The sequence below is a fragment of the Streptomyces sp. NPDC044984 genome, assembly GCF_040646935.1.
Classification (GTDB): Bacteria; Actinomycetota; Actinomycetes; order Streptomycetales; family Streptomycetaceae; genus Streptomyces.
This window is the reverse complement of the sequence record NZ_JBEZBE010000028.1, coordinates 25,445-38,553: the sequence shown is the minus strand read 5'-3', so window position 1 is coordinate 38,553 and position 13,109 is coordinate 25,445. Positions and strand designations below refer to the sequence as shown.

The window sequence follows — 13,109 nt, the reverse complement described above, 5'->3', positions numbered from 1 at the left end:
GGTGCAGACGCCGAAAGCGGCCCTGCGAAGCAGGCCGCTACCGCGTCAGCCGGAGGGGAACACCATGAGCGACCTGATGATCAAGACCGCCGTCGCGACCAAGGTCCGCGTCAACGGCTGGAAGAACACGACGGTCGAGGCCCTGCGGCGCCGCAACGCCGACAAGGGGCAGACGGCGGTCGAGTACCTGGGCATCATCGCGGTGGTGGTGCTGATTGTGCTCGCGGTCAACGGCACCAGTCTCGGCCAGACAATCTTCGGCAAGATCACTGCGCAGATCGCCAAGGTCGCTCCTTGAGGCGACTCCACCGGTACGGCGACGCAGGGCAGGCCTTCCCCATCTACATCACGGTGGTGGGGGGCCTGCTCTTTCTCGCGTTCGCGTACTTCGCGGTCGGCCAGGCCGCGGTGAACAGGAACGGCGCGCAGACCGCTGCCGACGCGGCGGCACTCGCGGCGGCACAGGACACCAGGGACGCACTCGCGGACCGATGGGTTCAGGACCTGCTCGACCCGGCGAAGTGGCAGGCCATCTTCGATGGAAATGTCGATGGTATCGGTCTCACCTGTGGGCGGGCGTACGAGCTTGCCGCGCAGAACGACGCCAGCGTGGTCGGATGCGGTCTGGAGGGCCTACTCGGCTACAAGGTCGAGGTTCAGACCAATAGGACCGTTGGAGACTCCATCGTCCCCGGCACGGAGAATCGTCGTTCCCACGCGACCGCCACGGCCGTGATCGAGCCCCGCTGCACTTTCCAGCTCCCGTCCGAGGACGCTGGAGAGGACGTACTGCCGCTGCTCACCTGCGAGGGTGAGGAATGGGAGCTGGACCCGAAAGGGCCCGTCGACCTCCTTCCCGAGCCCGAGGATCTGTTCGACGTCCACCTGGCCGACTGACAAGCGAACGACGAGTGATGAAGGAAGCGGAGAGATGAGCATTCGGATCACTGCCAAGGCCCGCAGGGGGATGGTCGCGTTGACTGCTGTAGCCGGTCTGGCTCTCGGCGTGGCGGCTTGCGGTGGCGGTGGTGACGACGACAAGCCGAAGCCTTCGTCATCTGCGTCCAAGGACAGTGGATCGAACCCGAGTGCTCAGGAGGAACAGGCGAAGACGCCCCTGGCCGAACTGCGGGGCACGGACGGGCTGCTCCTCCAGATCACCTCCGCCAAGCGTGATTCCGGCGGATTCATCACGGTGAACGGGACCGTGAAGAACGACGGTGCCGAATCAGTGGTGGTTCCGCCACAGACGAGCGGTGACGAGACCGAGGTCGTCAAGCATGGTTCGTCGCTCGGTGGAGCCACCCTCGTGGACTCAAAGGGGAAGAAGCGCTATTACGTGCTGCGAGACACGGACGGCCGACCGCTGACCACAACGGGCCTGGGAAATCTGGAAGCGGGGCAGACCCTGCCTGTCTTCATGCAGTTCCCCGCGCCGCCGGCGGACACGATCGAGGTCGACCTCCAGGTACCGACGTTCACCAGCGGCACGATCAAGATCTCCGGGTGAGGTCGGCCATGACTCGAACCCCGATCCGCCCGGCGCCGCCCCGCCTCGCCCTGGTCCTCTCGGTTGCCACGGTCATGGCCGCCACCAACCTGTACGGCGCGGCGGTGGCCCACGCGGACGACGGACCCAGCGTTCCCCCAGGGACCGAAGCGTCTGCGTCGGCCCCCGTGGAAGTCGACCCGAACGACCCCGACCTCAAGCTCCCGGAGGGCGCCACCCTCACCGAGCCCAAGGTCCTGGACATCAAGCAGATCGTGGAGGACAAGAGTGGCGACGAGCGTCGTGAGGACACCAACTCCGACGTGACGTTCGCGCTCCAGGCCGAGGTGCTGTTCGGCAAGGACAGTGCGAAGCTCGGTGCGGAGGCGAAGGCCCGTATCGTCACGATCGCGGGCGAGATCAAGACGCAGAACGCGACGAAGGTCCGCGTCTTCGGCTTCACCGACAACCTGGGCTCGTCCGCTCACGGTGACGTCCTGTCCCGTCGGCGCGCCAACGCCGTACAGGCGATCCTGGGGCAGGAGCTGAGCGACGCGAACATCACCTACGAGGTGCGCGGTTACGGCGAGCAGTACCCGATCGCCGACAACTCCACGGAGGCCGGCCGCAAGAAGAACCGCAGGGTCGAGATCACCTTCCCGCGCACGGCGAGCTGAGCCGGAACCGCAGGCACACCAGCGGCGTGTCCTCGTCCACCGGGGTGCCGATGCCTTCCCAGAAGCGCCTGTGTCCGGTCCGCCACTCGTCCAGCGATCGGTCGCCCTCTCCTTCGGCGGTGGCGTGTTCCCACGTGACACCGCCGAAGGAAGTCAGCTCGACGCCGGTGATCTCGATCGTGGCGACGCAGTCTCCGTCGTTCCCGAGAAGCGCCAGGCGCTCACCCTCGAACTCCAGGCCCTCCGTCTCCTCGACGTACTCGGCCAGCAGCCCGGTGGTGGCGGTTTTCCTCCCGGCCAGGACGAGAGCGTTGAGCCGCTCCCGCATTTCACCGATGGTGCCGAGCTCCAGCGCCCGCATGCCGTTCACCCGTGGCCACATGGTTCCACTTCCCTTCCGGCGTCCGTCTCCGCACCGATCGTCCCGCAGTTCCTGGAGCGGGTGGTCGGCCTTGCCCGCCTTGATCTCCAGGACGAGGGCGCGCAGGGCCTCTCTGCTGTCGGTGAGCGGGGTGTCCTCCTGCCCGGCGACGGCGATGTAGGCGTTGCCGTCGAGGTCGGTGCCCATGCGGGAGCAATTGTTTCCTTCACCGCAGAAGGGCTCTTACCAGCCGATGTCGGCCATGATCGTGGCTCCTCGGATGTCACGGGCAACGGTGCGGATCAGCTCCCGCGGGGCCGCCGCAGGCAGCGCCGCGTTGTCCGTCCAGTCCAGGTGGGAACGGTACTTGGTGAGCTGCGCCTCGGCACCGGTGAATTCCGGCCCGTGAGCCGAGTCCAACTGCACGGTGTCGAGTCGGGGCACGGCTCCCTCGGCGTACAGCAGGGCGTGTCCCACGCCGGGGAAGCCGCCCGCGCTGTTCGGGACGACCCGCACGTCGAGCCCGTCACGCTCGGACTCGGCGATGAGCCGGTCGAGTTGCTGCCGGGTCACCTCCGGACCTCCGTACGGCATGCGTAGCGCCGCCTCGTGGACGTAGGCCACGTAGGAAAGCGGCTCGGCTCGCTGGAACACCTGTTGGCGCTCCGTGCGATGGGCCACGCGGAGCTCGACCTCCCATCGGCTCAAGCGCGGGAGCACCGCGGCGAACACCGTTCGGGCGTACTCCTCGCTCTGGAGTAGCCCAGGTACGTGCATGACCTGTGCGGTGCGAACCCGAGTGGCGTGCCATTCCAGCTCGGCGACGTCCAGCGGTCCCGCGGGCAGCGTGCCCCTGTACTGCTCCCACCATCCGCGTTCCCCGCCTTCCGCCAGGGCGGCCAAGGCATCGACGTAAGCACCGTCGTCGCACGCGTAGTCGCAGGCCAACGTGCGTACGCGCTCGGCTGGGAAGGGCCTGATGCCCGACTCCATGTCGGACAGCCGGGTCCGCTCGATCCCCAGCAGCCCGGCCGCGTACTCCTGCCCTGGGAGGGGTGCGTTCGCGTTCAAGGGGACGAGCCACCGGGTGGAGCCGCAACCACTTGCCGTCAGGAGTTGTCCGTGCCTGCAACCGCCTGGCCCCCACCGCGGAGCTGTACGTATCGCTCCGCTACCGCGACGAAGCCCTCCGCGCGACCTTCTACGACGCACACCCCCGCCACACGCACCCCCGCCTCGCCACGGCCTGCGACACCCGTCGTCGGGCCGCGCTCCGGGTGCTGGCCCGCGTGGTGCGGGCCTGCGCCGGCGACTGGGGCTCCGGTGACGCGCGGGAGCCGGGCGGAGGGACCCGCATGTGGGCGGTCCTGCCCAGGGAGGGGCGCGGACGTACACGGCGGCGGCGCCCTAAAGGTTCACTTCCACCCGGGCCCCGACCCGGAGCCCCCACCCCTCCATCGCCTCGGCTTCGGCTTCCAGCACATGCCGTGCCCGGAGCCGGGGCAGGCCGAGCCGTCCCGGCGCCATGGTGCGGACGGCGATGACCCGGAGCCGCCGGTCGAGATAGGCGACGTCGATGGGCATGCGCATGCGGAAGGTGTGCACGCTGTTGGCGGGGGAGAGCAGCAGCACCCCGTCCAGGGAGTCCCGCCCCAGCAACCCTCTGGTGCGGGCCCGATAGGAGGCGGCCATCTCCAGCGGAACGCGTACCGGCGCCTCCTCACCGTTCCCCCGTACGGTCAGCTCCCCACGCCCGTCCCGCCAGCGCCCCATCCCCGACCGACCCCCTCCACCGCCGACCGACCACAACGTCCACACCGAACGTATCCCCAGGGCGCCCCGAGGGCGCATGACCCCTCACTGTGCGAAAAAGAGTGAGCATCCGGCGGACGAATGTCCCTCATGCACTCAAATGAGCGGAACATGAACACTGGAGGCTGAGATGTTCCCGTTCTTTCAGAACCTCACACCACGACGACCCGTACTGATGCGGGAAGAGCGGTTCGAAGCGACCCTCAGCGCGTGCCTGCGGAACCGGCTCGCGCGCGACGTCCCCGGCCGTCCGCACCGAACGTGTCCCCGCAGGCCGCTCGAGATCAGTGCGTGCGGAGTCGTGCCGCCAGCGCGGCCAGCGTCTGGGCCGTCTCGGACAGGCTCGCGACGGCGGCCTGGAGCTCCGAGGCGACGAGGGGAGCCGTGGGGAGGACGGAGGGCGCGGCGGCGACCGGTGTGCCGCGGTAGCCGATGGGGCCCTCGTTGTAGCGCTGGTAGTAACCCGTGAACGCCTGCCCGGCGGGTGCTTCGGCGAACCGGACCCGGGCGAGCTGGACCTCGGACCCGCCGGCGTTGCGGGTGATGTCGAGACGGTAGTGGCGGTAGGCCCGGGCGGTGGAGCGGAGGTGGAACTCCCTCGTCTGGAAGCGCTCGGTGAACTTCTCACCGCTGCGCGTGTCCAGCGGCGTCCACGTGTGGCCGTCGTGGGAGCCGAGGAGGGTCCAGTCGCGGGGATCGCGCTCGGCGAAGTCGTTCGCCGACATCAGGGAGTACGAGGCGACGGAGGCGGGGCGGGCGAGGGTGAAGTCGAGGTGGGCGGTCTCCTCGAACGTCAGCCACTTGCTGCGCTGGTCCTCGAGGAGGTTGTCGGCTCCCTCGCCCCCTTCGTCGAACTCGTCGCTCGCCTCGACGCCGGTCACCTCGACCTCGGAGGTGGCGGCGTGCAGCACGGCCACCCCGGAGTTGCCCCGCTGATCGCGCCAGGTCACCCGCTCGACGGGCGCCCCGCCGTCGTCGACCAGCAGGCGCAGTTCGTGGGAGGTGTGCCAGCGGCCGCCCCATCCCTCCTCCGTGTGGAAGCGGTGCAGGGGGGACGCCGAGAGGTTCGCGGTGTCCTCCGAGAACGGCCGGCGGTCGGTGAGCCGCCCCCGGTACTCGTACGCCGTACCGTCCGCGGCGCGGTACACGCCGTGGAAGTCGGACATGTTGGACTGGAAGCTGATGGCGGACTCGGCCCCGTCCTCACCGCGCCAGCCGAGCTGCGCGGGCAGGGAGTGCTCGTCCCGGTCGATGTGGAAGAGCAGCCGGGGGGCCGCCTGCCAGGAGGCGGAAGAGGAGTGCGCGGGACGGAGTTCCGTACGGTAGGAGAAGACCGAGTCCCGGGCGGCCTCGGCCACCCGCGCACGCTCGGAACGGCCACGCTCCCAGACGGGGTCCAGGGTGATCCGGTAGAGCCAGAGCATGCTGCCGGCCTTGGCCGAGGAGCGTATCTCCAGGGTGTTGGTGCCGGGCTTCAGCAGGCGCCCGGGCACGGCGAAAACGTTGTCCTGGGGCAGGTCCCCACCGCCGGGCACCGTCAGGTCCTCGGCCAGCGTCTCGCCCTGGAGCAGCACGGTCATCGGGGCGTACCCGAGGTCGGAGCCGAGCTTGGAGACGAGGGCCGTGACGGTGAGCGTCGCCTGGGGGACGTCCTCCGGGTCCTCCACCTCGAAGTCCAGCGTCACGCTCCCGCCCGCACTCAACGCCACGTGCGACCCGGCGAACCGGGCCCCGTGAAACCTGACATCGGAGTTCGCCAGCCGGGTCGGATCGACGGAGAAGTCGGCGTAGGTGGCCTCAAAGCCCATGAGCACTCCAGGTCATGACGGTTCGTCAGCAGAAGTCACCACGCGGTGGTGACTGTGATCCAGGACCCTAGTGGGCCGGACTGACATCGCCGTTCAGGCGAAGGGAACGGCGTCCGCCGGGGAGGTGTGCCAGTTGGTGACGATCGGGTCCTCGACGGTGATGGTGTCGACCGGCAGGGAGACCGGGTTGGGGTCGGCGTCACCGACGCCGACGATGATGCTGTCCAGCTCCTTGCCGCCGTCGCCGCTGGTGGTCTTCGGGTTGACCCCGGCGTAGGCGGTGGTGCTCCCGGTCAGCTTGATCTGCTGGCCGACGGACTGCTCCGCGGGACCGGCCTGCGTACCGTCGGACCCGAACGCCACGGTCGGCAGCGCGGCGGGCAGGTAGCAGGTGATGCCCGACTTCGCCTTCGCCGTGATCAGGATGTATCCGCCGCCCTGCGTCTCGGACCTGGTGCTCCAGGAGATGTCGTTGGCGCCGCAGGTCTGCTCGACCGCCGCCCGCTCCCCGTCACCGGTGTCGACGCCGGAGCCGGCCCCGTCCCCGGTTCCCTTGCTCGTCGTGTCCGTGCCCTCGTCGGTGCCCTGACCGCTGCCCTCGGCCGACGAGCCGGACGACGGGGTGGCCGTGCCGCCGGTCGAGGCGGCGGACGAGGAACTGCCCGCGGCACCGGTGTCCGTGTCCGCGTCCGTGTCCTGGCAGGCGGTCATCAGCATGGCGCCGCCCACGAGGGCCGCGGAGACGAGGAAGGCCTTGCGACGGTTGCCGAACATTGAAATCCCCTTGCTGGTCGGTGGGTGAGGTCGAAGCGGTTCCGGCTTCCCGGTGCTTCTTCGATCACTATGAGGGGTCCGCGAGCCGGAGGGATCCCGCTGCCGTCGTTCCACGACATCGCTGTCACAGAAGGGTGACATGACCACGAACTCGTCCGATCCATGGCCGAGTTGAAACCGATGTCCTACCGCTCACCGCCCGGCCGCCCCGACTGGTGGAGCCGGGCTCGGGCGGGCGTTGCCGGCGAACAGGTGACGTCCGGTGCGTACGTTGACTGGATCGCCCGGGATCCCGTGCTGCTCGCTCGCTCGAGGTCGAGGTCGAGTGGCCGGGCGAAGCCTGTTTCCCTGGGTCGGGCTGCTGCCCGTGCCGTTGCGGAACGTCGCCATGACGGCCATGGAGGCCGCCGGCCTGCACCGGATGTTCCCGGGGCGCGCGATCCTCGGCGTCGGGCACGGGGTGCAGGACTGGATGGGGCAGGTCGGGGCGCGGACCGAGTCACCGCTCACCCTGTTGCGGGAGCATCTCGTCGCACCGCGGGCCCTGCTGGGAGGGGAGAGGGTCACCACCGGGGGCGGTACGTCAGGCTCGACGACGTCGCCCTGGACCGGCCGCCGCAGGGGCCGGTGGAGGTTCTCGCCGGCGCCACCGGGCCCCGTACCGTGCGGCTCACCGGTGAGGTCGCCGACGGGACCGTCCTCACCGCCGACACCCCGCCCGAGGGGGTGCGGCGGGCGCGCCGGCTCATCGACGAGGGGCGGGCCGCAGCGGGGCGTACCGACGGACCCCACAAGGTCGTCGTGCATCTGCTCGCCGCCACGGGAGTCGGCGCCGGTGAGCGGGTGCGGGCCGATCTGGTCGCCGAGGGGGTCGACGGGGAAGCGGAAGTCGGGGTCGCCGGGGACGCGGGGACCGTCGCCAAGGCCGTACGGCGGCTCGCCGGGGCCGGGGCCGACTCGGTCGTTCTCCGGCCGACCAGTGACGAACCGGACCCGGAGGGGTTCGTGCGGTTCGTGGCGGAGGAGGTACGGCCGTTGGTGCCGTAAAGCCGGAGGACAGTGCGGGGCTCCGCCGGGCATGATCGGTGCATGACGGACAGGGCGAGCCACCGCACCTTCGAAGAGCTGATCGCGGAAGGTGCCTCCGCGCCCACCGAGGGATGGGACTTCTCCTGGTTCGAGGGGCGGGCCAGCGAGGCCCGGCCCTCGTGGGGGTATGCCACGACGATGGCCGGGCGGCTGGGCCGGGCCGACGCCGTGCTCGACGTCCAGACCGGGGGAGGGGAGGTCCTGGACTTCGCCCTCGCCCACGCCCCTCGGCGGCCCCGGCTCGCCGTCGCCACCGAGGGCTGGGCGCCCAACGTCGCCAAGGCCACGGCCGTGCTCCGGCCGCGCGGTGTCGCCGTCGTGGCCTCGCCCGAGGACGCGCCGCTGCCCTTCGCGGACGGGACCTTCGACCTCGTCGTCAGCCGGCATCCCGTCGAGGCCCCGTGGAAGGAGATCGCGCGGGTCCTCCAGGACGGTGGCGTCTACTTCGCCCAGCATGTGGGGCCCGGCAGCGTCCACGAGCTCGTCGAGCACTTCCTCGGGGCGCAGCCGGACGAGCGGCGCGACGCGCGGCATCCGGACCGTGAGCGACGCGCGGCCGAGGCCGCCGGGCTGGAGATCGTCGATCTGCGGGCCGAACGGCTGCGTGTCGAGTTCTACGACATCGCCGCCGTCGTCCACTTCCTGCGCAAGGTGATCTGGATGGTCCCCGGTTTCACCGTCGAGGCGTATCTGCCGCGGCTGCGCGCCCTGCACGAGCGGATCGGGACCGAGGGAGCCTTCGTGGCCCACAGCACCCGGCATCTCTTCCACGCCCGCAAGGGCGGAGCGGGCGGCGCCCCGCGTTCATGAGTTTCCGCATCGTTATGGGGTGCGGCTGGTTCGCGGAGCAGGGGATCACATAGGTTCGGACCAAGATGATTCGCGTCAGCAAAGCTGCGAGGGGGTGGCGTTACCGCGCAGCGGAGGGGGCTGCGCGGTGCCCGAATCGGCCCCCTCGGGTCAATCCGGCGTCCGCGCCCGGGTCGCCCGTCGGAGGGATGGCCGAAAGTGCGATCACCCTGTTGGCGGACGGTGTCACATCCGGCACAGAGTCCCCTCATCGATCGTTTTCCACGCGATTTCGCTGTGTTTCAGCCACCTCAGAGCCCTGAAGAGGGCCTTCCGGGGGCGTCTACGCGTTGTCGGGCGGTTTCGGAGAGTAGTTGTGGCGCGCCGATGTACGCAGCATCACTTACGAAGGGTTATGGTGGAAACCCCCCCTCGGGCCGGTCCGTCTCCCCCCCACGGACCGGCCCGTTTTTTCTCGGCCCGGGGCGAGCGCCCGACGGGGCGGTGGTCCGGGGCCGCGGGCAAACCGCGCGCGGTACCCGTACGGGCGCGAGTGGCGAACCGCGCACCGCCGCCGGACGGCCGGCGGGTGCGACCACCCCGGACTTTGGGGACCCCCGCCCCGGCAGGGGTACGCTTCGCCTTCGGGGACCGCCACACGGACAGGGGCCGCCCGCTGCCGAGACCGGGCCGCTCGCCGCGCGACGCGGCGGGGGAGCGCCGCGCCTGTCCGATCCGCACGGAGGGGCTGACGATCACGTGAACCTGCGCGACAAGCTGCGGAGCCTGCTGGTCAGGCTGTACGCACGCCGGGTGGAAGGTCACCTGGACACCGCTCAGGTGCCCAAGCACATCGGCGTCATCATGGACGGCAACCGCCGCTGGGCGAAGGCCGCGGGTTCCAGCACCGTCCACGGCCACCGGGCCGGTGCGGACAAGATCGGGGAGTTCCTCGGCTGGTGCAGTGAGACGGACGTCGAGGTCGTCACCCTCTGGCTGCTGTCGACGGACAACTTCGACCGGCCGAAGGAGGAGCTCGTCCCGCTCCTCGGCATCATCGAGGACGTGGTGCGCACCCTCGCCGCCGACGGACGCTGGCGGGTGCACCACGTCGGCACGCGCGACCTGCTGCCCTCCGGGATGCAGACCACCCTGAAGGAGGCCGAGCAGGCCACCTCGGACGTCGACGGGATAGTGGTCAACGTCGCCATCGGATACGGCGGTCGCCAGGAGATCGCCGACGCGGTGCGGTCCATGCTGCTGGACGCCCACGAGCGGGGCACGTCGATGGACGAGCTCGCCGAGGCCGTCGACATCGACATGATCGGGCGTCACCTCTACACCCGCGCCCAGCCCGACCCGGACCTCGTCATCCGCACCAGCGGTGAGCAGCGGCTGTCCGGATTCATGCTCTGGCAGACCGCGCACTCGGAGTACTACTTCTGCGACGTGTTCTGGCCGGCCTTCCGCAAGGTCGACTTCCTGCGCGCGATGCGCGACTACGCCGCCCGTCACCGACGCTACGGCGGCTGAGCGCCCCGCGGCCACCGCAGGTCACACGGAGTTCACCGGCGCGCCGTCATATGCCGTGGCATGGCGGCGTTCGTTCGAGGGCATAACCCAGACAGGTCGACACCCGAACCACGGGTGTCGGATCTCAGCGGGCGGCATCGAAGCCGTCCGCCCGGGAGGCCCTTTGCACCAGCCCGACCGTGCGGTCACGGCACGGAAGAAGCGGCGGAGGGCCGGTTCTCGGCCCGCTGTGCACGAGGGCCGTCGACCGGTCCAGCTCCGCCTCGTCGCTCCCCGACCTCATCCGAGGGGGTACGTTCTTCCGTGGTGACCAGCGCAAAGCGCCACAAGCCCGACCGGCGCACCTATGTTCTCGACACCAGTGTCCTGCTAGCCGATCCCAATGCCCTGAGCCGCTTCGACGAGCACGAGGTCGTGCTCCCCGTCGTCGTGGTGACAGAGCTGGAGGCCAAGCGGAACCATCCCGAACTCGGCTATTTCGCCCGGCAGGCGCTGCGTCTGCTGGACGACTACCGGGTGAGGTACGGCCGTCTCGACGCCCCCATTCCCACCGGGGACCTCGGCGGGACCGTGCGGGTCGAGCTCAACCACTCGGACCCCGGCGTGCTGCCCAGTGGCTACCGCCTGGGGGACAACGACTCCCGCATCCTCGCGGTCGCCCGCAACCTGCAGGCCGAGGGGTTCGACGTCACCGTCGTGTCGAAGGACCTCCCGCTCCGGATCAAGGCGTCCTCCGTGGGACTCCTCGCCGAGGAGTACCGCGCGGAGCTCGCCATCACGGACTCCTCCGGCTGGACCGGAATGTCCGAACTGGCCCTGCCGGGCGAGCAGGTGGACGTTCTCTTCGAAGAGGGTCACGTGTACGTGCCCGAGGCCGCCCGCCTGCCCGTGCACACGGGGCTGACCATCCAGTCCGAGCGCGGCAAGGCGCTGGGGCGGGTCACCGCCGAGGGCAACGTCCGTCTGGTGCGCGGCGACCGGGAGGCGTTCGGTATCAAGGGCCGCAGCGCCGAGCAGCGGATCGCGCTCGACCTGCTGCTCGACCCGGACGTCGGGATCGTGTCCATGGGCGGCCGGGCCGGCACCGGCAAGTCGGCGCTGGCCCTGTGCGCCGGTCTGGAGGCGGTGCTGGAGCGCCGGCAGCACCAGAAGGTGATGGTCTTCCGTCCGCTGTACGCGGTGGGCGGGCAGGAGCTCGGTTATCTGCCGGGTTCCGAGGCGGAGAAGATGAGCCCCTGGGCGCAGGCGGTGTTCGACACGCTGTCGGCGGTCACCAGCCGGGAGGTCATCGAGGAGGTCACCGCGCGCGGCATGCTGGAGGTCCTGCCGCTCACCCACATCCGGGGCCGCTCGCTGCACGACGCGTTCGTGATCGTGGACGAGGCCCAGTCGCTGGAGCGGAACGTCCTGCTGACCGTTCTGTCCCGCATCGGGGCCAACTCGCGGGTCGTTCTGACCCATGACGTCGCCCAGCGGGACAATCTGAGGGTCGGTCGGTACGACGGTGTGGTCGCCGTCGTCGAGAAGCTGAAGGGGCACCCGCTGTTCGCGCACGTCACCCTGACGCGGTCCGAGAGGTCCCAGATCGCCGCACTTGTGACCGAAATGCTGGAAGACGGGCAGATCTGAGCCGCGCATTCCAACAAGGGCCGGTTACCGAGTAGTTGGCGCCGTCCGGAAAGGCGTAGAGCCTAGCCGGGCGGCGTCGGCGTGTGTGCGGATTTCCGGGATTCCCTGGGGCCAAACGAGATGTGAGCTTTCACACGCAACAGAGAATTGCCTTGCGGCGTCGGGTTACGGCAGAGTCTCACTCCTGTCAGGCCCCGCATACGACACACCTGTACCCCCAGCGGTACGGCACCACAGTTTTAACTCCATAGCGTCGTCGTATGCCGCCCGAGCACCACGCGGCGCTCCCCCGTAGGAGTTGCCCACCGGGCCCGCGCCTTCCGTGACCCGTAGTTGGGGAGGCCAGTGCCAGGGGCACGATTGCGTCCGCGAGGGTCACCGGAGCGGGCGATGCTGGAAGGAAACCGTGTGAGCCGGATCTCGGTCCGGGGATTCGCAGTGGCCTCGGCCACCGCGGTCACCGCTGTCGGAAGCGTCGTCGGCGTTGCCTCGGGCAGCACCGCGCAGAACAACGACGCCGAAGCGACGGCAAGCGGCACCACGCTGCTCGCGGACATCCCCGCGGGGCAGCAGGCCCAGGTGCAGACCGCGTCCCTGACGCAGCAGGCCGAAACGATGGCCATCGCCGCGGACGCGAGCGCCAAGAAGGACGCCGAGGAGGCCGCCCGCAAGGCCGCCGCCGAGACCGCGGTCGCGAAGAAGAAGGAAGCGGCCGAGAAGGCGGAGAGGGCGGAGCGGGAGGCCAAGGAGCGCGCGGAGGCCAAGGAGGCCGCCAGCCGTTCCGCGACCCGCGACGCGTCCAGCTTCCCGGTCCAGTCCTCCTACACGATCGCCGAAGTGCAGGCGATGGCCCGGCAGATCGTCCCGGCGGACCAGTTCCAGTGCTTCAGCACCATCGTGCAGCGCGAGTCGAGCTGGAACTACATGGCCGACAATCCGACCTCCGACGCCTACGGCCTGATGCAGGCGCTCCCGGGCTCCAAGATGTCCTCCGCCGGAGCCGACTGGGCGACGAACCCGGCCACCCAGATCAAGTGGGGTCTGGGCTACATGAACGAACGTTACGGTAGCCCGTGCGAGGCCTGGACGTTCTGGCAGGCCAACCACTACTACTAGGGCGACCGGGAGCCCGCAGTACCGGCCCCGCT

The 13,109-nt window shown here is 69.9% G+C and carries 12 protein-coding genes and 3 pseudogenes; 9 read left to right on the top strand and 6 right to left on the bottom strand.

Features of this window, described 5'->3' with window-relative positions:
- Positions 1-64 precede the first annotated feature (64 nt).
- The 4 genes from AB0A94_RS27300 to AB0A94_RS27285 are packed head-to-tail and all read left to right on the top strand — an operon-like array spanning position 65 to position 2,166.
- On the top strand, positions 65-298 hold the full coding sequence (locus tag AB0A94_RS27300; RefSeq protein ID WP_217129325.1) for a hypothetical protein: 234 nt from the start codon (positions 65-67) through the stop codon (positions 296-298).
- A complete protein-coding gene (locus tag AB0A94_RS27295) occupies positions 295-897 on the top strand; it encodes a pilus assembly protein TadG-related protein (protein WP_361748530.1) in 603 nt (200 codons plus the stop codon). The genes AB0A94_RS27300 and AB0A94_RS27295 overlap by 4 nt, the downstream gene beginning before the upstream one ends.
- A gap of 34 nt (positions 898-931) precedes the next feature.
- A complete protein-coding gene (locus tag AB0A94_RS27290; protein WP_361748529.1) occupies positions 932-1,510 on the top strand; it encodes a hypothetical protein in 579 nt (192 codons plus the stop codon).
- Positions 1,511-1,518: 8 nt separating this feature from the next.
- Positions 1,519-2,166 (top strand): OmpA family protein, encoded by a 648-nt coding sequence (locus AB0A94_RS27285; RefSeq protein WP_361748528.1) that lies wholly within the window; start codon positions 1,519-1,521, stop codon positions 2,164-2,166.
- Here the strand turns inward: AB0A94_RS27285 and AB0A94_RS27280 are convergent.
- The 6 genes and pseudogenes from AB0A94_RS27280 to AB0A94_RS27255 form a co-directional block, all read right to left on the bottom strand.
- Positions 2,141-2,494 (bottom strand): ASCH domain-containing protein, encoded by a 354-nt coding sequence (locus AB0A94_RS27280; RefSeq protein WP_361748607.1) that lies wholly within the window; start codon positions 2,492-2,494, stop codon positions 2,141-2,143. The two genes, AB0A94_RS27285 and AB0A94_RS27280, sit on opposite strands and share 26 nt — an antisense overlap.
- Positions 2,495-2,602: 108 nt before the next feature.
- Positions 2,603-2,791, bottom strand: a pseudogene (locus AB0A94_RS27275) (hypothetical protein); the annotation flags it as partial.
- Positions 2,792-2,836: 45 nt separating this feature from the next.
- A pseudogene (locus AB0A94_RS27270) lies at positions 2,837-3,520 on the bottom strand (DUF5753 domain-containing protein); the annotation flags it as partial.
- A gap of 414 nt (positions 3,521-3,934) precedes the next feature.
- Positions 3,935-4,300, bottom strand: coding sequence for a DUF192 domain-containing protein (locus tag AB0A94_RS27265; protein ID WP_361748527.1), 366 nt, complete (start codon positions 4,298-4,300; stop codon positions 3,935-3,937).
- Between the two features lie 323 nt (positions 4,301-4,623).
- A complete protein-coding gene (locus tag AB0A94_RS27260; RefSeq protein WP_361748526.1) occupies positions 4,624-6,147 on the bottom strand; it encodes an alpha-1,2-mannosidase in 1,524 nt (507 codons plus the stop codon).
- A gap of 93 nt (positions 6,148-6,240) precedes the next feature.
- A complete protein-coding gene (locus AB0A94_RS27255; RefSeq protein WP_361748525.1) occupies positions 6,241-6,921 on the bottom strand; it encodes a DUF4232 domain-containing protein in 681 nt (226 codons plus the stop codon).
- 352 nt (positions 6,922-7,273) lie between these two features.
- On the opposite strand from AB0A94_RS27255, the pseudogene AB0A94_RS27250 reads away from it, so the two are divergent.
- The 5 genes and pseudogenes from AB0A94_RS27250 to AB0A94_RS27230 all read left to right on the top strand — a co-directional run.
- Positions 7,274-7,968 (top strand): annotated as a pseudogene (locus AB0A94_RS27250) (LLM class flavin-dependent oxidoreductase); the annotation flags it as partial.
- A gap of 42 nt (positions 7,969-8,010) precedes the next feature.
- A complete protein-coding gene (locus tag AB0A94_RS27245; RefSeq protein ID WP_361748524.1) occupies positions 8,011-8,820 on the top strand; it encodes a class I SAM-dependent methyltransferase in 810 nt (269 codons plus the stop codon).
- Between the two features lie 738 nt (positions 8,821-9,558).
- The gene (locus tag AB0A94_RS27240; RefSeq protein WP_361748523.1) at positions 9,559-10,332 is read left to right on the top strand and encodes an isoprenyl transferase; all 774 of its coding nucleotides are present in this window, start codon (positions 9,559-9,561) and stop codon (positions 10,330-10,332) included.
- A 303-nt stretch (positions 10,333-10,635) separates the two neighbouring features.
- Positions 10,636-11,961, top strand: a complete 1,326-nt coding sequence (locus AB0A94_RS27235) for a PhoH family protein (protein WP_361748522.1) — start codon at positions 10,636-10,638, stop codon at positions 11,959-11,961.
- A 408-nt stretch (positions 11,962-12,369) separates the two neighbouring features.
- Positions 12,370-13,077 carry a transglycosylase SLT domain-containing protein gene (locus AB0A94_RS27230; protein ID WP_361748520.1) on the top strand — a complete coding sequence of 236 codons (708 nt, stop codon included), beginning with the start codon at positions 12,370-12,372 and terminating at the stop codon, positions 13,075-13,077.
- Positions 13,078-13,109 lie beyond the last annotated feature (32 nt).